Source organism: Fervidicoccus sp. SLHALR4, from assembly GCF_058692745.1.
Genome location: NZ_CP182483.1, coordinates 1,128,126 through 1,148,278 on the forward strand (window position 1 = coordinate 1,128,126; position 20,153 = coordinate 1,148,278).

At 45.9% G+C, this 20,153-nt stretch carries 24 protein-coding genes and 2 tRNA genes; 9 read left to right on the forward strand and 17 right to left on the reverse strand.

Annotated elements, in window-relative coordinates; genetic code table 11:
• The first annotated feature begins 77 nt into the window (after positions 1-77).
• Positions 78-150: transfer RNA gene (locus tag ACLGLO_RS06115), tRNA-Asn, on the forward strand.
• Positions 151-234: 84 nt separating this feature from the next.
• Here the strand turns inward: ACLGLO_RS06115 and rimI are convergent.
• The 4 genes from rimI to ACLGLO_RS06135 form a co-directional block, all read right to left on the reverse strand.
• Positions 235-726 (reverse strand): ribosomal protein S18-alanine N-acetyltransferase, encoded by a 492-nt coding sequence (gene rimI / locus ACLGLO_RS06120; RefSeq protein ID WP_492128027.1) that lies wholly within the window; start codon positions 724-726, stop codon positions 235-237.
• 13 nt (positions 727-739) lie between these two features.
• Entirely contained in the window at positions 740-991 is a 252-nt protein-coding gene (locus tag ACLGLO_RS06125) for a TIGR00304 family membrane protein (protein WP_492128028.1), read from the reverse strand.
• An 83-nt stretch (positions 992-1,074) separates the two neighbouring features.
• On the reverse strand, positions 1,075-1,344 hold the full coding sequence (locus tag ACLGLO_RS06130) for a DUF362 domain-containing protein (protein ID WP_492128029.1): 270 nt from the start codon (positions 1,342-1,344) through the stop codon (positions 1,075-1,077).
• Positions 1,296-2,000 (reverse strand): PHP-associated domain-containing protein, encoded by a 705-nt coding sequence (locus tag ACLGLO_RS06135; RefSeq protein ID WP_492128030.1) that lies wholly within the window; start codon positions 1,998-2,000, stop codon positions 1,296-1,298. The genes ACLGLO_RS06130 and ACLGLO_RS06135 overlap by 49 nt, the downstream gene beginning before the upstream one ends.
• Positions 2,001-2,394: 394 nt before the next feature.
• Here ACLGLO_RS06135 and ACLGLO_RS06140 point away from each other — a divergent pair, with 394 nt between their 5' ends.
• The 3 genes from ACLGLO_RS06140 (at position 2,395) to ACLGLO_RS06150 (ending at position 5,588) form a co-directional block, all read left to right on the forward strand.
• Positions 2,395-3,558: an AAA family ATPase gene (locus tag ACLGLO_RS06140; RefSeq protein ID WP_492128031.1), complete on the forward strand. Its 1,164-nt coding sequence runs from the start codon at positions 2,395-2,397 to the stop codon at positions 3,556-3,558.
• Positions 3,551-4,999 carry a vWA domain-containing protein gene (locus ACLGLO_RS06145; protein ID WP_492128032.1) on the forward strand — a complete coding sequence of 483 codons (1,449 nt, stop codon included), beginning with the start codon at positions 3,551-3,553 and terminating at the stop codon, positions 4,997-4,999. The genes ACLGLO_RS06140 and ACLGLO_RS06145 overlap by 8 nt, the downstream gene beginning before the upstream one ends.
• 202 nt (positions 5,000-5,201) lie before the next feature.
• Positions 5,202-5,588, forward strand: a complete 387-nt coding sequence (locus ACLGLO_RS06150; protein ID WP_492128033.1) for a hypothetical protein — start codon at positions 5,202-5,204, stop codon at positions 5,586-5,588.
• Positions 5,589-5,703: 115 nt separating this feature from the next.
• Here the strand turns inward: ACLGLO_RS06150 and ACLGLO_RS06155 are convergent, their stop codons facing one another.
• From ACLGLO_RS06155 to ACLGLO_RS06165, 3 genes are all read right to left on the reverse strand, one after another.
• Positions 5,704-6,066: a hypothetical protein gene (locus ACLGLO_RS06155; protein ID WP_492128034.1), complete on the reverse strand. Its 363-nt coding sequence runs from the start codon at positions 6,064-6,066 to the stop codon at positions 5,704-5,706.
• Positions 6,067-6,107: 41 nt separating this feature from the next.
• Positions 6,108-7,235: a hypothetical protein gene (locus ACLGLO_RS06160; RefSeq protein WP_492128035.1), complete on the reverse strand. Its 1,128-nt coding sequence runs from the start codon at positions 7,233-7,235 to the stop codon at positions 6,108-6,110.
• Between the two features lie 167 nt (positions 7,236-7,402).
• Positions 7,403-7,549, reverse strand: a complete 147-nt coding sequence (locus ACLGLO_RS06165) for a hypothetical protein (protein WP_492128036.1) — start codon at positions 7,547-7,549, stop codon at positions 7,403-7,405.
• 270 nt (positions 7,550-7,819) lie between these two features.
• On the opposite strand from ACLGLO_RS06165, the gene ACLGLO_RS06170 reads away from it, so the two are divergent.
• The gene (locus ACLGLO_RS06170) at positions 7,820-8,686 is read left to right on the forward strand and encodes a class I SAM-dependent methyltransferase (RefSeq protein ID WP_492128037.1); all 867 of its coding nucleotides are present in this window, start codon (positions 7,820-7,822) and stop codon (positions 8,684-8,686) included.
• Between the two features lie 23 nt (positions 8,687-8,709).
• Here ACLGLO_RS06170 and ACLGLO_RS06175 read toward each other — a convergent pair whose 3' ends face one another.
• Together ACLGLO_RS06175 and ACLGLO_RS06180 are read right to left on the reverse strand one after the other, a co-directional pair.
• Positions 8,710-9,873, reverse strand: a complete 1,164-nt coding sequence (locus ACLGLO_RS06175; RefSeq protein ID WP_492128038.1) for a PUA domain-containing protein — start codon at positions 9,871-9,873, stop codon at positions 8,710-8,712.
• Complete coding sequence (locus tag ACLGLO_RS06180; protein ID WP_492128039.1) at positions 9,870-10,502, reverse strand: L-threonylcarbamoyladenylate synthase; 633 nt, start codon at positions 10,500-10,502, stop codon at positions 9,870-9,872. Before ACLGLO_RS06180 ends, ACLGLO_RS06175 begins: the two co-directional genes overlap by 4 nt.
• 187 nt (positions 10,503-10,689) lie before the next feature.
• Here ACLGLO_RS06180 and ACLGLO_RS06185 point away from each other — a divergent pair, with 187 nt between their 5' ends.
• Complete coding sequence (locus tag ACLGLO_RS06185; RefSeq protein WP_492128040.1) at positions 10,690-12,978, forward strand: STT3 domain-containing protein; 2,289 nt, start codon at positions 10,690-10,692, stop codon at positions 12,976-12,978.
• 28 nt (positions 12,979-13,006) lie between these two features.
• Here the strand turns inward: ACLGLO_RS06185 and ACLGLO_RS06190 are convergent, their stop codons facing one another.
• Positions 13,007-13,411: a hypothetical protein gene (locus tag ACLGLO_RS06190; protein WP_492128041.1), complete on the reverse strand. Its 405-nt coding sequence runs from the start codon at positions 13,409-13,411 to the stop codon at positions 13,007-13,009.
• On the reverse strand, positions 13,371-14,216 hold the full coding sequence (locus ACLGLO_RS06195) for an NAD(+)/NADH kinase (protein WP_492128042.1): 846 nt from the start codon (positions 14,214-14,216) through the stop codon (positions 13,371-13,373). The genes ACLGLO_RS06190 and ACLGLO_RS06195 overlap by 41 nt, the downstream gene beginning before the upstream one ends.
• A gap of 170 nt (positions 14,217-14,386) precedes the next feature.
• On the opposite strand from ACLGLO_RS06195, the gene ACLGLO_RS06200 reads away from it, so the two are divergent.
• The 3 genes from ACLGLO_RS06200 to ACLGLO_RS06210 all read left to right on the forward strand — a co-directional run bounded on the left by ACLGLO_RS06200 (position 14,387) and on the right by ACLGLO_RS06210 (position 15,295).
• Positions 14,387-14,722 (forward strand): hypothetical protein, encoded by a 336-nt coding sequence (locus ACLGLO_RS06200; RefSeq protein WP_492128043.1) that lies wholly within the window; start codon positions 14,387-14,389, stop codon positions 14,720-14,722.
• Positions 14,723-14,863: 141 nt separating this feature from the next.
• Positions 14,864-15,127, forward strand: coding sequence for a hypothetical protein (locus ACLGLO_RS06205; protein ID WP_492128044.1), 264 nt, complete (start codon positions 14,864-14,866; stop codon positions 15,125-15,127).
• 83 nt (positions 15,128-15,210) lie between these two features.
• A tRNA-Leu gene (locus ACLGLO_RS06210) sits at positions 15,211-15,295 on the forward strand.
• Between the two features lie 94 nt (positions 15,296-15,389).
• On the opposite strand, the gene ACLGLO_RS06215 is transcribed toward ACLGLO_RS06210, so the two are convergent.
• The 6 genes from ACLGLO_RS06215 to ACLGLO_RS06240 form a co-directional block, all read right to left on the reverse strand.
• Positions 15,390-16,325: a carbohydrate kinase family protein gene (locus ACLGLO_RS06215; RefSeq protein WP_492129155.1), complete on the reverse strand. Its 936-nt coding sequence runs from the start codon at positions 16,323-16,325 to the stop codon at positions 15,390-15,392.
• Positions 16,326-16,332: 7 nt separating this feature from the next.
• On the reverse strand, positions 16,333-17,163 hold the full coding sequence (udp, locus tag ACLGLO_RS06220) for a uridine phosphorylase (RefSeq protein WP_492128045.1): 831 nt from the start codon (positions 17,161-17,163) through the stop codon (positions 16,333-16,335).
• 15 nt (positions 17,164-17,178) lie between these two features.
• Entirely contained in the window at positions 17,179-17,475 is a 297-nt protein-coding gene (locus ACLGLO_RS06225) for a hypothetical protein (protein WP_492128046.1), read from the reverse strand.
• Positions 17,476-17,536: 61 nt separating this feature from the next.
• Positions 17,537-19,042, reverse strand: coding sequence for an AMP phosphorylase (locus ACLGLO_RS06230; RefSeq protein WP_492128047.1), 1,506 nt, complete (start codon positions 19,040-19,042; stop codon positions 17,537-17,539).
• 111 nt (positions 19,043-19,153) lie between these two features.
• Positions 19,154-19,699: a YkgJ family cysteine cluster protein gene (locus tag ACLGLO_RS06235; RefSeq protein ID WP_492128048.1), complete on the reverse strand. Its 546-nt coding sequence runs from the start codon at positions 19,697-19,699 to the stop codon at positions 19,154-19,156.
• Between the two features lie 85 nt (positions 19,700-19,784).
• Positions 19,785-20,072: a hypothetical protein gene (locus ACLGLO_RS06240; protein WP_492128049.1), complete on the reverse strand. Its 288-nt coding sequence runs from the start codon at positions 20,070-20,072 to the stop codon at positions 19,785-19,787.
• Positions 20,073-20,153: the final 81 nt, after the last annotated feature.

A 20,153-nucleotide genomic window follows, 5' to 3' on the forward strand; every position in this document is an offset into this window, starting at 1 on the left:
ATTCACTCTCTAGGCTGTAAGAGAGATCAGAGTAAATCTTAAAATATGGTTTTCGCCTATCTTTCATCGAAAACAGAGCCGGGGTAGCTCAGCGGGTAGAGCGCCGGGCTGTTAACCCGGTGGCCGGAGGTTCGAGCCCTCCCCCCGGCGCATGTTTATATCTTTTGCGAAAAGAAAGAGCATGAATCTTTAGACAGAACTGCTGTTGTGTCACGAAAAAGTTTTCAGTTCTGCTCAGAGTGGGGCGGCCATCACGTAAGCGTTTTCTCCGTCACTGTAGTATCCTTCTATGACTTTAATTTTCTTGAAACCGAGCTTCTCATATAACCTTATTGCGGGCTCATTGGAGACTCTGACTTCCAGGTAGACTTCCTTGGCGCCGTAGTCGTTTTTCATGCTTTCCATACCCTTCTTCATCAGCTCTTCCCCAATACCCATTCTCCTGAACCCTTCCAGCACTGCTATTGAAACCACATGTCCTTTCTTGACTATTAGCTTTCTTGTGAACCCCAGACCAGTCTCTATTCTGTTCATGATATAGCCGACGACTTTGCCCTCAACTTCAGCAACGAAGAATGCTTTCCCCCAGTTATCCAGATGAAAGATAAAGAAGTATTCTGGATAATTTTCAGGCAGAGCTTCCATATTGATCCTGATAATTTGAGGTAGGTCTTCATATGTAGCGTTCCTGACTGTGAACTTCTTCTTCGAAGCGCTTGCCTCCAACTCACTACACTTCCTAGTGCTTTGTGTATTGCAGGATGTAAGCAATTAACAACAAACTACTGATGATCGCCGTAACAATTAAAAGGCTTTTTGTTATTTCCTTTGAAGACCCCCATACTATTGGAATGGGTCCTATGAAAATCACACCCCCTCCCTCGACTTCTCCGCCGCTTCTGAGGGCCATCAAAATGCCGCCTATGATTAACACGACAAACCCTACGAAAACGAGAATGAACCCAATTGACAGCAGTTCTTTCTCTATCAAGCTACTGACACCAAACTAATATGACAAACTTTCCATCAAATAATTTTTTGAGGAATATTCAGCTGTCCAATATCCTTGGGGAATCATCTCTGCTCTAAATCCAACTTGAGGCTCTTACCATCGAACCACGAAATTTCAATAGCTCCTTTAGGGCACAGTATTGCACATGCATAGCACGCAACGCACTTCCTTCCCTCTATGTTCAGCTTTCCATTTACAATCTTGATTGCTTCGGTTGGACATACAGAAACACAGCTCCCACATCCGTCGCAGTCAGAGCTTACCTTGATTTTTTTCTTCGGATTTACAAGCACTTCGACCTTCGTTTTGAAATCCTCCTCTCTAAGCTCCATCTCAACTTCTCGATATAAATCGCTAGGTCAATCTTTCGCACTACTGGTTCCAGTTTTTTTGCTGCTATCGAATTTCTCAGAGAATCAAGCGGACCAGTTGGATCTATTTCGAAAATCGTGTAGAATTGTCCAATAGCCTTAATTGTGTGTGCATCACTGTTGGCAAAGCAGCCCAAGCCGTTCATTGTAGCGAAGTCATGAGCTTTCCTGTTGGAAAGAGAGCTCGAGAAGGCATTGAAGCATTCAATCGCTGCAATCCTCCTCAGTATTTTTTTCAGCCCAGCAATTCCTATTCCCGCTCTAACTGTGTCGAATGGATGTGCTGGTACTGCTATGCATCCGCTTCCTTCTGCTATATCGAGCAAGGCCTCTGCGGACATATTAGGCTGGACTTGCACGGGATCTTTGCAGTAAACTAAGAAGTCCCCGAGATCAGTTCTAATTTCTGCTCCGGGGATAACTATGATATCAATATTTTTCTCTTTGGCTATTCTCAGAGCCTCAAGCGAACCTTTGAATGTATTGTGATCGGTTACAGAGACTGCTCCCAAGCCTTTCTCAGCCGCCTCGATGAGTATTTCCTCTGGAGAGGATTCTCCGTCGCTGTAGCATGAATGGATGTGGAGGTCAGCTTTGACTCGTGGCATCCTCGTCATCTACCTTCTCTACAACCGAACCTCACTTTTCAGTGTGAGGATGAAAAATTATTTATAAGTTTTCTATTTCCAAAATATTTCTAAGTGATTATACTCTACGTTAACAGGAGCAAACCTTTAGACAAACTACAAACGCAACCAATGTCTCCCTCAGATTTTTATCGTTTAAGAATATTTCTCAATCTGCTCTTTCTTTTGGCAGACAAGTAAAAATATAAATTAACCTTTTTCGCAAAAATTTTTGAATAAATAGGACAATGACGCTCGGTATAGCTGTAACGTTCGGGACATCTCTTGCATATGAGCTCAAAACACATTAATCTCAGTTAATGAATGAAAATTAGCGGGAAAAATCTTCCTACAGAACGATTGAAAGATTAAAAGGTAGAAAGCAATGGAAGCAGCTGAGCTGAACACAAAAATTTCCTTTCTCAGAAACAAGTTGAACAATCTGTTTGTCGACAGAGAGAGGGAAGTGGAAGCAGCTCTCGCTTCCCTTTTCTCCGGAGAACCGGCGATTTTCATTTCTCCGCCAGGCACAGCGAAAACAAAGCTAATAGAAACCCTCTCAAGGATGCTCAATTCGAGATACTTCTACTATCTTTTAACGAAGTACACTGAGCCTGATGAGCTGATCGGACCAGTAGACGTAGCATTGCTTAGAAAGGGGAAATATGTCAGAGTGACAAAGGGAAGGCTTCCTGATTCGGAAATAGTCTTTCTCGATGAAATTTTCAGAGCATCCAGCGCCATAAGAAACTTTTTGCTTGACATAATTCTTTACAAGAGGATCTACAATGGGAGTGAATACCAGAAAGCCCCAATACTTACTATATACACCGCATCCAACGAAGTCAGTCTGGAAAGCGAAGATGCTGCTCTCTACGACAGGTTCACTATAAGGGATTTCTTCGGTCCCGTAGGTTTCGATTTGTGGAAACAGCTTCTGGAGAAGGGCATTGAGCTCGAGACGGGATACGGTGAAAATCTTGCTCCAATATTGAGTGCTGATGAAGTGAGAATTATTCAGCAAAAGGTCAAGGAAAGAACAAGGGAATCGCTGAAGAATGAAAAGCTCATCAATAAGTACCTGGAAGTTCTTGCTGAATTGAAAAGTTCTGCCGTCGAATTGAGTGATAGGAGAAAGGTTAAAGCTCTCATCGTAGCTTCGGCAATCTCTTACATCTATCATGAGAACGAGATAAGTTTGGAATCGCTGGGCGAAGCAGTCAGATTTACTGCTCCGTCAACAGAAGATGACTTGAAGAAGGTAGAGGAAGTGCTCGTTAAGACCGGCCTCTCCTCATCCAGCTATAAGGTTAGACAGCTCAAGACCTTGGAAACGGAATTGAAAAATGTGACGGAAAGGGCCAGGGCAGTACCAACAGATTCAAACATCAGAGCTCTCAGCGATGTTCTCTCTAAATCAGAGAGCTTTCTGGAAAGAGCTGGAGACAGTGAAAGGCTGGAGAACTACAGAGAGAGCCTTCAAGAAAAGATCGAGAAAGCGAAGATTGTTCTATCTGAGCTGAAGAGGGAATCAAAGGGAAATGGATAAAGCGACCAATCTGCTAGTGAACATAACCAATAGGGATAGCATCTACAACGTTATAAGCAGAATAATTCTCTCTCTCCTTCCCGAGGACTTGTCTAAAGAGGCCGCTAGGAATGAAAAAGCCAAGATTTTGTCGACTGATGTGTTCTTTCTTCACTACTCCTCCCACCCTATTCTGTCGGACCGGAGCGAAGACGAATTTCTAGAGAGCGCCAGACTGATACTGCTCAGATATATCGATTCCGAGGAATTCCTGAGAACCAGAATTTCCACTGAGCTGGATGAAGAGACCTCGCTCATCTTTTCCGTCGCCTTCTTGAGGAACCTAATGAAGAGCCTCACGACTTCAGCGACTCAAAGTAAGGGGAAGAGCGGGGAAGTGGAAGGTGGAGGAAAGGGAAAGGGGTCCTCTGAAGAAAAAAGCAACGAAGGAGAGGGAGGCGATAGAAGGACCGCAACAGACATTTATGAGGAAAGGAATCGCGAGAATGAGCCTACAGCCGAATCGTTGGCTCAAACGCCCAATGAGGCCGAAAATGCTTCCGAGCAGGTCATCATGGAAGCTCTATCGAAGGCCTCCGAATATGCATCGCTTGCTAAACAGTTGAAGGACATTGGCTTCAGCGGCGGAGCCAGTAGGGAAAGGGGAAGCATCAAGAGACTACTGGATTTAACGGAAGCCGTCATAGAAGTGAAAGAAGCCAGGGAGATTTTGAATATGTTCAGAGTTATGAAGGAAGCCGCTTCGAAGACCATCCACTCCGAAAAGATCTTCGAAATTCACGGAGAAGAAGTGAGAGGATATGGAAGAACTAAAAAATTGGAGAAGGCCATACCAAAAGAATTCGCCGTCCCTCGACAAATCTTCTTGGCGAAATATTCAAGCGAGGGCCTGCTGACCATTGAGAAGGAAGAGAGCAAAAAGGCTGTTTTCTACCTCCTGCTCGACAAGAGCGGATCGATGTCCGGTCACAAGCTTGTGTGGTCGCGCAGCGTCGCTCTTTTCCTCCTCAGGCTAGCAGGCTCAAAGGGAATGAAAGCATTCATGAGGCTTTTCGATTCGGAGCCCTATCCTTATGGATCCCCCATGGAAAATTTAAATGATATGATACAGGCAGTCCTCACAATTCCTTCAAACGGAGGAACTGACATTAGAAAAGCAATCAGCGTCGCTTTAGAAGACATCTCGAAAGAAAGAGGAAGGAAGCGCTCGATAATTCTTCTAATAACCGATGGGGAGGACAGATTTTCAATTCAGAGAGACCACTCTTGGAAGAATGTGCAATTAGTAACCATCATGGTGAGCGGAGAGAACGAAGTCTTGAAAAGCATCAGCGATCTCTATTTGAAGGCTGGATTGACAGTGGATGGTGCTCTAGCAATCGCCAGAGAAGGAGAACTCCTCATGACGACTGGAGAAAGAGGTAGATACAGACATGCTTGAGTTAATAATTATGCAGTCAGGTAAGCTTCACACCATTCCTTCAAGCTAGCAACGAGCATTCTCGATATTGATTCTGAGAGTAAAGCTCTGTCTCTTTCTCCATCGCTTTTGTCAATAACAATCAAGCCTTGAGAAACACGTTCGCTCGCCTCTCTTTTTTTAAATGTACAAGCCTTCTACTGGATCAGTGAGGTTAGCAGAATTGAACCTGGCCTTCGAGCTGAAATACGAAATTATAGCTCTCGAAGCTAAATTCGATTATTACCTTGATATTTTCAAAAGGGCCAGGGAGACGGCGGAAATGAAGAGCAGAGGGGGCACTGTCGAGACAAACATATGGGTTCCAACCAAAGATGTTTTAGATGCGACCATTGTAAGAATGACAATTGCTAGGAAGGCTTTAGAAGACGGGATGAAAGGGGCAGTTCCAATTTCCCTTATATCAGCACAGAGAGAGCTCGAGTCGCTCAGATTCCAAATAGAAGATAAGTCCTGCATACCATACATAAAGAAGGCGATTGGTGTGGCAATAAGCGACATCATAATGAGCATAAACGCTATCAGAAAGAAAACTGGTGGAAGCTTTTAACCGACAGAGGAATGCAGGCATAAACTTGATAACATGATCAGCTGAAACCCTTCTCTCGTTCTGCAAATCATTCTTCCATTAAGTCCTCTGCTGAATTGTTTGAAAAGTGGGAAAACTAAGCTGTGAGAGCGATCTTTCTGAACGGGCATCTCTGATAGTCCTGCTCGCATAGATGAATTTCAAAGCGAGTCAAGTATCTATCTAAAGCACTGCAGTATGCCGCATAGCCACGTTCCGCTTTTATAACTTTCATGAGAGAGCAAGATTCCTTTGGGAATCTATCAACAATATTCAGAAGAGGATCTGGCCTTTTGTCGAGGCTTATCCCGCTGTCGGCCATTTTAATGGCATCTCTGTAGTATGGACAGCTCTTGTAGCCTTCTCCATCGCACTTTCCTCTCTCATAGAGTTCCTCCGTTGAAAGAGAACCCAAAACCGGGCTTCTGCACCTTCCATCCCTAAAGAAAGGACAAGTCATTCTACCACCCTCAGGCGCGGGTTCGTTTCATCATTCTCATTTCATCCCTTGAAAGCTTCATCATTGGATGCTGATAATATGTTGTTATGCAACATATTTAGCTCTTTTTGAAATGAAAAGCATCCTTTATCTGAACTGCAAAGCATCAGAGGGGTGAAGCAGAACCCAGCTCCAGCCAGCTCCTCAATGACATCACCTTCCATGAAGCAATCTTTTCTGTATAAATAGAGCATTGGCCTGCAACCCTCATCTATGCAGGACAATTTTTCATCAACAAGCTTCCACCCAGACCAGAGCATTTTTAGAATGTTGCTTGAATCAATGGATGTCGACCACGAAGTGAACCTGTAGAGGAGGCGTGAGAAGGTAGCCAGAAAGAGAGGGGGGTCGAATAATCTGGATCCTGTTCCAATAAGAACCTTCCCATAATCTCTACTCAGAAACTTCAATATAGGAAAGCTGCTTCCCCTTCCAAGCTCAGGCATCTCCGCGGGGAGGTGAACTATCCAGGAATAGTTGGAAGCGATAGCTTCTACATCGCTTCCTGTGAGCCAGTCCCCTCCGATTATTACAGTTTTCTCCGTCAGAAGATCGTGCTCAAGAAGCCTCCCGATGGGTGTTTTTTTGTAAAGGTCCAGACTCTTGAATACTTCGTCAGCATCCGCTTGAGCCTTCACAAAGAGAAGAAAATCTTTCTTCGTCATAAGCTCTTTTAATGATTCCAGATAATCGTCTTCGAGAAGATGCAGCTCTTCTAGGTACAGAATGGCTGGAGATCCCTTCAGCCATTTAAGCTCAGAGCCTTCCTCTTTTCTTAAATCCCCGCCTTTTCTGAGGGCAGTCGCCGGGTAGAAATAGGGGAAAAGAAATTGTGGTGAATCAAAACCTGGATCTTTGTATATTCCGCCTCCCCACCCAACCTGCATCATCTTTAGAAATATTGTGCTACCCTTTTCTGTGCTGACATGGGGTAAAATGAAGAATGGATTGAAGAATGCCTGTATTAGAAACCCCCCTCTGCAGTCAATCGTTAACTCGCTCCTGTCGTGCTCTCTGTAGCTAAGTCCCTGCTCACGTAGAGTTAACTCATTTGCCTTTACTAGAACAGTTTTTCCTCTGGATTCTCCAGCTATTCCTTCACAGTTGTAGAAATGAATGCTTTCAATCAAATGTCAGCCCCAGCTTTACCTATGTAGCATTGCAGTAGTTATTAATTTGGCAGTATTTTTTCAGCAAATCCACTTCAAAACAGCTGTTACTCAATAAAAATCACTCTAGAGGAGAGATTGAACTAACATTGGAAAAACTCTGCCGCTAGATGCGGCTTTCAAAAAAATTAGGGGTTTCTGCTCAGCTTGATTTTCGCTGAGCCGTTGTACCTGTTTATCTCTACAGTCAAGTCATGGATCCTGTAGCTGCACACAGGGCATCTGTAGAACGTCGTCACCCTCTTTATGCCTCCTCCGAAGGTTTCTGCTTCCATCGAGAATTCCATTGCGGTATGGCATTTTGGACAAATGACAGAATCTCTGCTCAGCAATTTTCAGCACCTCGACAGCAATGCTTTTCGTTGTTTCTTTCTTGGAAACATTTTTAGGCCCCAAACTAATAACTTTTTTGAAACGCATAGAACATGATTGATTGCGGAGCAGTGAAAGATCTGACATGAAGAGCACCGCTGCTATTTAAAGCCAAGCTCAGTCTAACAAAATCGATGGTTGCAGAGGTCCTTGCTTGAGCTGTGTGATCGAAAATGAGGAGAAAAGTATTGAAGGAAATTGCTAGAGAGGTCGGCGCTGAAGAGAGCATTGAGGGAAGCTTGGAAATTGTCGGAGATATTGCCATACTTCGATTCCCAGTATGGATAAAGCCAACCAATCCAGAATTATTGGAAAGGATTTCGAAAAAGCTAATCGAAAAATTCCCATATATAAAGAGCGTTTGGCTTTCCGCAACTCCGATATATGGTGAAGAGAGGATCAGAAGGCTGATCCACCTTGCAGGAGAGGAGAGGACGAGGACCATTTACAGGGAGCACGGCGTTTCCTTCTTGGTCGACATAGCTAAAGCCTACATATCTCCTAGGCTCAGCTATGAGCACATGAGGGTTGCAAAGCTGGTCGGAGAGGGTGAAATTGTGACCAACTTCTTTTCAGGAATTGGGGGTTTCTCCTTGGTGATCGCGAAGCATTCCAAGGTTGGTTTAGTGAACTCTATTGACATAAATAGGGAAGCCGTTGAGCTTCAGAAGGAGAGCATAATCCTGAACGGACTTGAGGGAAGAGTTAGAGTTTTCCACGGAGACGCCAGGAACATAGCTGAGCTCTACCTGAGAGAGAGATCGGACAGAATCCTCCTCCCACTCCCAGGAATAGATGAAACATTCTATCAGGCTGCTTTGAAAGCTCTCGCGAAGAGGGGAGGTTTTCTCCACATGTATGAATTTGTTTCCTTCGAGGACGATCCTAACGTTGCTATTGGAGAGAAATTCAGGGAAATAGAATCAATGATAATGAGATTTGGGTGGGCTGCTCATCTCAAGAATGTCAGAAAAGTGAGATCTGTAGGTCCGAGAAAGGTGCAGGTGGTATTTGATATAGAAGCGAGGCCTCTTCTCTGAGCAGTTTGGGGAGAGACAAGCAGCTATATTCTCCTGAAAATCGCTGCGAAGAAGCCTATGGTATCGTGGATGCCTGGAACAAATCTCGCGACTGAATGATCGCTCAGCTTGGACTGGGGGTATGGAAAGTTGGGATATGCGACTTCAAGCGGCAGGTTTTTCAATGCCCATTCAACCTGTCCTTCATTTTCCTCATAAGTTATCGTGCAAGTTGAGTATGATATGTATCCTCCAGGAAGGGTGATCCTGGCGGCCTCTGCTAGAAGCTGCCTCTGCAGAGATACCAGATTTTTCAATTCCTCCTTCGTAATGCCCTTGGAGAAAATTCTCGGCCTGTTACCCAGCCCCGAGCATGGGGGATCGACCAGTGTGAAGTTGGACTTCAATTGCGGATAATCTTTCGAAAGATACCTCGAATCTGCCTTTACGATGAAAACCCGTTGCGCTCCTATCCTCGAAATCTCTCTCTTCAGCCTTTCCACTTTTTTATCTGTATGATCGAATGCAAAGTATCTCCCTTTACCTTCCGTGAGCTCATAGAGGTGGCCTATTTTGCCTCCTGGTGAAGCAGTCATATCTACATATGTGAACGCTTCCGATGCAAAAAAGCTGAGCATCCTTGAAACCAGCATTGATGGATATGACTGATCTGTGATCAGTCCTTCCTTGTAGGCCTCCAGCTCTCTGATTTTTGGAAGCCTGTAGAGAGATCTTTCCACTTTCACTGTGACTCCCCTGGCCCTTCTGCTTATATCTTTCGGCTCAATTTCCAAGATCCCTTCGGCAACAGGAGTTCCGTCCTCGCTCAAAACCGAAACCCAGTCTCCCTTCCTCGCATTCATTATTCTCTTCAGCCCAGGCATGTACAAATCCGCTCCAAGCATGACTCTTTCTGCTGCCTCTCTTTCAGCCACAACAGCTTTATCTCTCAACTCAACTTTATCTCCTTCCATGATTTCGATGTATATTGCTTCTTCAGTGAGCCCACTTCTTTTTGCAGTTACCCCCTCACCTCTGAGCAATTGGATCAAGTTGGAAACGTCGACCTTCATTTTGTTGACCCGCAGGTAGTACTTCCTCATGGGGGCGGAGAGCTGCAGCATAAGGTTCTCGACAGAAATTCCATAAGCTTCCGCGACTGGCGTGATCAATTCTTCGAAGAACGAACCTCCTTTAAAAGATGTCAATCCAGCAGCACCTTCTCTATCTCCGAAAATGGAACAGCCCCCTCCCTGACCAGCACAATTTTTTCGCCTGAAGCATCCACTATGGTCGAAGGCTTTCCTGCCTTTGCTGGACCGGCATCTACAACAACATCAACATCTTTAATGTATTCAAGCGCTTCTTGGGCCGTGGTTGGAGGCTTCATGCCTGATATGTTTGCGCTTGTTCCGACGATCATTCCTCCTATATATTTTGCCAGCATCCTGGGGACCGGATGATCTGGAACTCTTATTGCTATTTTTCCCTCTTCATCGAGGAAGTACTTCGGGATTTTCTTCTTGGGATAAACCTTCAAAGTTAGCCCTCCGGGCCAGAAACGCTCCATGAGCTTCTTTGCCAATTCACTGATTGCAGCTATCTCCGCAGCTACCTCAGGCTCTGAGAGCAGTATAGGAAACGGCTTCATCTCTCTCTTCTTCAACTCAAAGATTTTCAGAACAGACCTCTCATTGAAGACATCGCATCCGATTCCATAGACAGTGTCTGTTGGATATATTGCTACTCTTCCCAGTGCCAGCAATTTTCCCACTTTTTCCATCTCTGATGGATCGGGGTTTTCAGCATCTACGCGGATTATGAACATTTTCTTCATCCCTTTTCTGAGCTCATTCTGAAGAGTTCTTCTGTGGCAAATAAAATGCTTGCGTTTTTCGAAAAGCAGCTAAAGTATGAAGGCTTTCTTTCTCGGTATACAAAGCTGAGCTGTAATTGCACTTGAAAAACAATATAACCATGTGTGTTTTTCATTGATAAGGAACAACGAAGATCAGGAGAGCAGCATGTCTTCAGGCAGAACAGATAGCGGAGAAGCCTCGAATGCCTCTATTTTGGAAAAAATCTATCAGAGAAGAAAATTGCTCGCGCTCATTGTAGCGGTTGGAATAGCAGCAATTGCTTTCTACGTGAGGATACAGAGGGTATTCCTGTACGGCTACTATCTCGACGAGGCCGACCCATACTTCATGTATTGGGGCACGAACTACATGGTACAGCACGGCATCCTTTCTTGGTACAGCCTGACGGCCTCCAACAATGCCACTCACATATTTTGGTATCCATGGGGGAGAGATGTAGCTCACACGGACTATCCGCTGAACATGATGCTGGCAGCTCTAACTTACCCACTCGCGAAGCTCTTTGGATTCTCGATTCTTCAGTGGGCAGTGCTACAGCCGCCAATAGCAGGAGCCCTCATAGTCATCTTCTCTTATCTTATAGCCAGAGAAATAGGTGGAGAGCTGGCAGGAATTTTCTCCGCATTCATAGCTGCTGTGATTCCTGGCACGCTAGACAGGACCAATGCGGGATTCTTCGTGAAGCTGGGGATGGCGCAGCCCATTGTGCTCTTGGGCATATTTTTCTTTGTTAAGATGATCAAAGCTAATAAGCCAAAGCTGAAGACGGTCTACATGATTTTGGCGGCAGTGATCCTCTCTTCAGTAGCCTGGAGCTGGGGAGGCTATCAGATAGTTGATCTCGTCATAGGAGCTTTCATAGGGCTCTATCCGATAGTAAAAGATCCCGAAAGGAGAGAGTCTCTCTTCCTCCTCCTCTTCATAGCAATATCCCTAGCCGTTCAGTCCGCTTCCCCCACGGTCTCGCCTGTAGCTTTGCTCAAGGGAGCGGGGCTATTTCTGATAGGCGGATATGCACTCTACCTCCTTGGCTTCGCAGAGATGAAGTTGTTCCCATCCATAACTAAAGCCGGAAGTAGGAGAATTGGCTGGAGGACCGTTTTCGGAGGAACAATCATCGCAATAGGAGCCCTCGGCCTCATAGCAATGTACTTCAACTTCCTCAACATATCTGGCAGAGCTTACTACTTCCTAGGAATTCAAACAAACGACGCTTTGGTTGCCTCAGTATCTGAGCACCAGTCGCTTAGCTTCACCGCTTTGGTAACTCTCACAGGGTTGGGCCTGCTGCTGTCTTGGGTATACTTCTTCTACGGCCTCTTCAGAATGAAGAAAGAGCCGATAAATCTCTTGTTCGTTCTTCTTGTTCCGTTGGTCACATATATGGGGCTGAGGGCATCATATCTCCTGATGTTCGTAGCAACGATCCTCTCGGTCACAGGTGGAATGGGGGTAGCTCCAGTTTCCTCTTTGCTGGTAAAGAGCCTGGGCTTGATGGAAGAGAGCGCATCGAAGAAGATCAAGGAGAAGAAGTCCAAAAAGATCGCTAGACAGAGAGACGATATGGGGATCATTGTGTGGAGCTCTGTGATAGTGATTCTCGTAATAATAGGGACATTCCACTTCTCCGTGACCTTTGCGCAGGCTAGATCCCCGCCCCTCATTCTCTCGGGAGGCATTGGGCTGGCCATGCAGAACAAGGCATGGATTTATGCGCTTGATGTCATCAGGAACGAAACTCTTCAGAATAGCGTTTTCATGCCTTGGTGGGACTACGGCTACTGGATTCCAGTTATGACAGGAAGGGCAACGGTTGCCGACGGAGCTACCCTGAACGGAACGCAGATAGCTCTCCTTGCAAAGTTGCTCACATCCACCAACGAGAGCGAAGCAGTTGATATTGCTCTTAACGACTTCAAAGCACCTGCAAACAGCTCATACGTTGTCGTCTTTGATGTCTTCTGGGCGCGCCAAATATCTGATGGTAGCTGGGCTGTGGGCCCCTACTCTTCCATATACACTGGAACTGTTGGTCTTGCAGACATACCGAAATCGATTTGGATGCTCAGAATAGGCGGAAGGCTGAACTTGACATCTTATTCTCCATACTTTGCTGTTGAGAGCGTTCCCTATCAGGGAACAAACTACCCAGTGGTGGGACCTAACTGGACGGATCCGCTGGTTCAGAGAACGCTCATTTACAGAATGATGGTTGATGCTATGTACCACCTGAACGATACAGCTATTCTGAGGGGAACTCCGCTCGGGATCACCGGGAACATAACGTTCATGGACTTCGTGTCTGGAGCTGTAGTAGATGACATGCCCTTCAGCAGACTCGCTCCCTTCAGAATAGTTGTCGATCCAATATACAACTCTGGTACGGACAAAATATTTGTAGCTGTAATCATCTACCAGATAACGGGTTCTTGAAGAGAGAAGCTTTTTTCTATCAGGATCATCATTTCCGCATTTCCTTTATTCCTCTGTGTCTTACAGGCCTGAACTCTATGCCTAATATTTCTAGCGACTTCTGGACAGAGTAGTCATCCGTAAACACGATAGGCTTCCTGCCAGTTCTCTTTTCGTTGCTGGCCAGCTGAATGAGCTTCAGGTCTGTTTCGCTCAGCTTTCTTCTTAGAGCTTCCGGGATTTCTCTGTCGACCGTTATCGCTCCCGCTTCTCGCACCTCAATCCTGTCTGCTTCAATTCCATAGATCAGCCTTTCGCTGCTGTAGTAGTCCTTAACCTCTGCTATAACTTCTTCGACAGTCACGATTCTCTCTCTCATCAGCAGGTGAAGCCCCGCTAAGAAGGCAGCAGTATCAAATATTATGACCACAGCTTCCTCGGATGACTCTCTCATAGAACCTCAGCCGCCTCATTCGGGCGAATCTCAGTGGTCTTTCAAGCAGACTCACGCGGATTACATCTGGAGGATAGAGCTCTACCTGGCCATCAACAACAACTCTCTCCTTTCCAGTTCTCCTGACGATTTCGAGAATTATGGAGGAATGGGGATCGACTACCAACGTTCTAGCGTGAAGAGTCATGGGATTAAGCGGCGTGATCACTGCGGAAGCGAGAAATGGATCGACTATGGGTCCGCCTGCACTGAGGCTGTAGGCTGTTGACCCAGATGCTGTTGCCACTATAACTCCGTCCCCCGCAATCCTGTAGACTTTTTCTCCATCTACTGAAACGTCGAGCTCCATGACCTTTGCGGAGCCTCCAGTGAGAACAAGCTCGTTCAGAAAGTCTTCATTGAAACCCTCCCCTGCTGCGTTCATCATCCACAGGTGCTGTTCCGCATACATGCCCATCTTTATCTTCTTCAGAACACCGTCGAGCTTCTCTGTAGTGAGATCGAAGTAATAACATCTCCTACCTGCACCGATTGTTATAAGGAGAGAATCTCTTATCTTTCTATATCTCAAAGCTTTTAGGAGGGTCCCGTCTCCCCCAACTACAACTGTCCAGCAGGGCTGCTGATCCGCTACTGAGCGAATTTCAATTCCGCCCATCCTTAGCTTTTCGTTCAAGCTTTCAGCGATGAGGAAGACCTCCTCTCCAAGCCTTTCTGCCTCATTTCTTATTTTGTGGATCGAATTGGTTGCTTCAGCGCTCTCAGGGTTGACGAAAATCCCAACGCCACTGCATTTCCTCTCCATTTTTAAGTGCCTCAATAATTTGTATTTTGATTCTTAGATAAGAATTAATATTTTCTAGCTTTTCCAAAGAGGCGAGGCCTTCAGTTGTAAAGACAGCAGGTAGCTCTTCGTTTGTCAATGGGAAAAGTATTATTTTTGAGAACCCATTAAATCTTTAGTTAGGTGGAAATGTGGAAAACGAAGAGAAAGGGAAGTATAAAATTGAAGAGGTAAGAGAGCTCCTTGCGTTGGTCTCGGATTTCCTGAAAAATCTGAGAGAACCATTGGAAAGCTTCATAGGGGTGCTTACAGAGGGATTCAGCGGCGATAAGATAGGAAAAGAAGTCGCATCTTTCTACAGATCATTAATTGATTCCGGTCTTGATGCGGAAACGGCGAAGAAGTGGACTGAAAGGTTCCTTGATGAAAGGTTGAAATCTATTCCAAGCATGTCGAACATCGGCGAAGTCATTGAAATGGTTGTGAGAAGCAGAAGAGAAGAGCGTGGCTCTGAATCTCATCCTTAGCTCGTTGTATCGGGTTCCTTAAAAAAAAAGAAATAACCGGATTAAACTGCGAAAACCCGCTAGCGATCCACTTAGCAGGTTTGATAGCTTGAGATAAAAAAATACTTAACAGTACTTATCACTGAAGGATGGAATGGTGAGATGAAAGTTTTTAAGTTCATTGTTCTGGTATGCGCTTTTGCTCTGTATTTGAGGATATTGTTTTCAATCGCTGCATTCTGTCTGAGATTTAGAGTGATAAAATACAAATACCAGAGGCAATTCGAAAAAGCGATCAAGGAACTTAAGTTACCTGAAGATTTCAGAAAGGATATCGTTGAAAAGTACGCAACTGCTCTTTCTGCACAGATGGTTCAATTTCAAAAAATGAAGCGTCTGCTCCTCACATATGGAGAAAAGTCATAGCAACCCTTCTCACATTATTCATTATAAGCTGTAGCCTCCTCAAAGTAACATTTATTTCCTCTTTCCCCAAACTCATTTAGCGAGCGGGGGTGCCCGAGCATGGCCAAAGGGGTCGGACTTAGGCTCCGATGGAGCAGTCCTGCGTGGGTTCAAATCCCACCCCCCGCACCTTCTGCCTGAAAAAAGCTTTGTTCTTTCGGCTCTATCTGGAAGGTTTGAAAAAGCACTCCTGTCAGGGAATCTATTAAAAACAAATGGAGCTCTATTTCCTTAAAGATTTCTTCAGAAAGTCCTCTATCTCCTGGAAATAGGGAGATGATGAGGATCCTCTCCTGAGCGACTTAAGACTTCCTGCGGCAACTGCTACTTCTATGCACCTCTGCACTTCCCCTCCTTCTGCATAGCATGAATTGAACGCTGCGTCGAAGGCATCTCCTGCCCCCGTCGTGTCAACAGGTACTATCGATGGAGCGGCGGCACAATAGGCTCTCCCATTAATATATGCAGTTCCGCCTCTTGCTCCCTTCTTCAGGATGAAGATCTTTTTTTCATTTTGATGAGAAGCTATCCTAATGCTTTCTTCCGCATTTTTTCCGAATATCCTTTCCGCTTCACTTTCATTGAGGAAAATCACGTCCACCCTTTCAGCAACCTTCAAAATTTTTTCCTCGTTCCCTCTGGTCTCTGTGCCAGGGTCATAGGAAATCAAGATCTCGTCTCTCAATTTGCCTATTGAGTTTAAGACACCTTCCAGTAGGGATGGGTTCACGCTTGAGAAATGCGCTATCTTTGGAAGCGGCTCGCTCTTTAACCCATCGAGAACTAATGCCTCATTCAGCTTTGCATTTACGCCCCTGTAAGTTATAAGCCTCCTCTGTTCTCCTTCAACGTTCAGTATAGTGGAAAAGCCGGGGGTTCCTTCGTCCAGAATTCTGATGCCGCTTATATCAACTCCTTCCTCCTTCAGCTCTTCCAGGAATCCCAATTCAGGAAAGATTCTGCTTGTAACTCCTATCAGCCTGGCTGCGTGCCCATACCTAGATACAGCAACTGAGTAGTTTAATGCCCCTCCCCCCTTTCCCATGGAGAAGTCCTTCGCTTTCACAGCTTCATCGGGGCTCGGAAGCTTTTCCAAATATATAGTCAAGTCTATGTTTATGTTTCCAACTGCGGCGTGAACAATGTTCTTTCGGATAATGGTCTTTTCACCTCAAGAGCGATGGAAAGAAGAACTTCTTTCCTGCCTTCTTCTTCCTCTCATCCCATTCATTGAGGATCTTCACAGCTTCATTGGCAACTGAGATTGCCCTCTCAATCCCCCTTCCTGGAGCAAATTCGTTCTTCGATCTCTGGGCTATAGCTGCGCAGACCGCCCCCGCCCTTGCCCCATAGATATTTGAAAGGGTTAGGATCACGGAGGACTCCATCTCAAAGTTCAGAACATTGGCCATGCTCAGGTCAGGAAGAATGTTTCTGGCGAAAGACGGGAAATAGTCTCTGTATCCAGGCCTGCTCTGTCCGAGATAAAAGCTGTCTGTCGATGCTGTTATCCCAACCCAGTACCTCTCTCCCAGAGATTCGGCTGCCTCTATCAAAGCCATAACAACTTCGGGGCTAGATGATGCTGGGTATTCCGGGATCACATACTGCTTGCTCGTTCCCTCAAGGCGGACAGAAGCAGATGTTATTATGAGATCTCCTGTCTCTATGTATGGCTGTATGGCTCCAGTTGTCCCAACCCTAATGAAGGTATCTGCACCAACGCGGAGTAGTTCCTCAACCGCTATAGCTGTGCTGGGAGCCCCAATCCCAGTAGAGGTTACTGAAATGGGGACCCCTCTGTACTTTCCCGTGTAGGTCGTGAACTCTCTGTGCCTTGCTATCAGCCTGCTCTCATCCCAAGTCTTAGCTATGAGATCTGCTCTGGCAGGATCGCCCGGAAGCAGAACGTATTTGGAGACTTCCCCCGGAGCTACCATTATGTGGTACATTCGGTTTTCTACAGTTGGGGAGTCCGCCTTTCCGGTAGAGGACATGATTCTCACCTCAGCTCAGGCGAACTTCATGTAGCTTTTCTTAAATGAGCCCTGTTCTTCATAATAAACAATTACTTCTTTTATGACTTCCCGAGGTAGCTTGATGTAGTACCTCAACGTTTCTCCTGGGTTCAGCTCGAACTTTTTGTCGATGGACTCGCTGATGTATCTCCTCCCTTCTCTCTGCTCCTCCTTCCTCAAAGGTTGCGTGAAGATATAGTATGTGAACTCGATCTTCCATATGGTTATTGGGTTGCTTCCGTTGTTGGTTATTTTCAGAAATCCCTTGTCATCTACCTCAATTGCTATCATTTCACTTCCCCGTTGAACATCATTGCTATTCCTTCATATCGATTGTGCAAGATTTATACTTTCACGGAAAAACCTTCAGCAGCATGGTCCCGATTTCAATTTCCTTGACGCTGTTTGCAAATGCCAGGGCGTCGGAGAGCCTCCTGGAAGATGATGAGTATATCGTGTACATGGGGTCTCCCGGCTTAACTCTGTTCCCGATTTTCACATAGAGCTTGACTCCAGCAGCTTTATCGAATGGAGCTCCTGCCAGCCTGGCAATGGTGCTGAATGCCTTGTTATCTATGAAAGTAACAGCTCCGCTCTTATTGGAGTAGATCGTTTCCCTGTACTCTCCCAGCGGTATGTCTTCAGGCTTCCTGTTAGGATCTCCTCCCTGCCACTCGATCATCTTTTTGAAAGCTTCGTATGATTTTCCGCTCAGGAAAGCTTCCCTTGCAAAAGCTTCCCCTTCCCCCACGTTGGCTTTGCCAGCAAGCTCGTAGAGAGCTCCCGCGATGTGCATGGCCTTGTCCAAGAGACTTGGAGAGGCCTCCCTCTTAATGAGAGCAGAGAGAGCTTCCATGGCTTCGAGATTTGGCCCTATCGTATATCCTATCGGCTCTCCCCCAAAGGTTATCAGAGCTTTAACTTTCATATTGAACTTCCCACCCTGCCTCACGAAGATCGATGCCAGCTGCTCGGCTTCAGTCTCGGTTGCCAGCTTAGCTCCCCTCCCCACTGGGAGGTCCACAACCAGGCCCGATATACTGAGAGCAACTTTCTTCGAGAGTATGCTTGCCACTACCTGAGAGGGAGGATCCAGGAGCAGCCTCCTTTCAACCCTCACCATTATGTCGTCTGCTGGAGCGAGATTCAGATAACCCGTCCAGGCGATCGTGCCACCCGCCCTCTCAACAGCCTTCTTTATCTCCTCTGCCGTGAGGGAGACGTTTGCCAGGGCCTCCATGCTGTCAGCAGTCCCGCTTGGAGAGGTTATAGCCCTGCTGCTCGTCTTTGGAACCTTGAGCCCGAGAGACACAGCTGTAGGGACAGCGAGCATAGCCACCTTGCTGTTTCCAGGAACCCCTCCAATGCTGTGCTCATCATAAACAGGGTATGGGAAGGTTATCTTAGTTCCTGTTTCGACCATTGACCTGATGAGCTCATAGGTCTCATCGTCATCCATGCCTATAGTGGACTGCAGGGTCACGAATTCTGCTATGGCAGAGTCCTCCAAGACGCCTGACACCATATCTGAAACGATCTTTTTGATCTCTGCTTCGTTAAGCTTTCCCCTGTTCAGCTTCTTCTGAAGTATGGAAATGCTCTCTGAAGGGCTAACGCCCTCTACAGCCACATCATCTCCATCGCTTAGCTTGAATATCTTAGCGATCTCCCTTGGGATCCCCAGCTCTCCTTTGTTAACGAGTTCGGACGATATCATTGGAGTGAAGGCCATGAGAGGGGTACCATTCTGCTTTACCATCAGCCTGGATTCTACATCTATTCCGAAAGCCTTCGCATCTTCTGGATTTATGATTGCCGCGTTGCTGACGAACTGGATGTCGAGCAATCTGACCTTCAATATACTCTCACCACGACAAGGGGAAATTTAATACAATTGTCAATTATAAAAACTTTATTGAAGATGAGCCTTTTTAGCTCGCAATGCAGTGTTCCTTCACATGCCGAGACCTCAGCCTTCTCCTTCCAGCTTCTTCTCTGCATAGAGAAGAGCTTCCCTCAGAGCTTTCAGGGGCTCTTCTCCTTTTTCAACTACGAGCTCCGTGATGATTCTATAGTGCTCCCTCAGCTCTTCTATGTACTTCTTTAGTTCATCGGCAGGAGGCTTAACCTCTTCCCCTCTACCGACTCCCGGACACTCCTCGTCTAGGGCAATCTCGCTGCCGTCGAGCCTGATCACTTTCAGCGGATAGATTCTGCACTTCATCGGCCTCGAGTCATAAATTTTGCAGTAAGTTTTTCCATCAGCATCGAATCCTAGAAAGACGCACCTTCCCTTCATGTCTCCAGCCAGGCTCATGACGGGGATCATGTCGGCCAGTATTACCCTCACATATGTTCTGATAAAGTCATCAATTGAGACATCGATCCTTTTAGCGATCCTGACAGCATCGAAAATTGTGATTGAAACATTGGGGCCAGTCCCGCAGCACATATCGCATCGAATGCATTCAAACCTGTATGCTTCGTCCGCTCTAATTATTCTCAGCTTCCTCAAACTCTGCTCTCCCTTCCTATGAAAAGGGAAGCTCAGTAGAATTTAAAGGATTATGGAAAATAAGTTTCGAGACAACTCCCACGCATTAATTCTTCGGACATATATTGGCAATCTTGGATATAACTTGGAGCAAAAGTTCAGATTCTTCCCACTCTCTGATTCCAGCTCTATATGCGAAGCGCTCTCTCTTTTCAGCACTATCGCAGAGGTACCTCATGAGGGAGAGGACGACGGCATCTGAGTCAGCGGTTGGTATCTCTCTGTATATAGCATCTATCATTGAAAGACCTCTCTTGATGAGTTTCTCGTCAGCGTTCAGCTTCTTCAATTCCGATATGAGCTTGGATCTGGCCTCGAGAGCGTAAATGTTCATTGATCTCAGCCAAGATCGGATCGGGGAAAATCTTGTTAAGAAAGTAATGGCTGGTTAGCTCACCATTTCCCGATAGAGAAG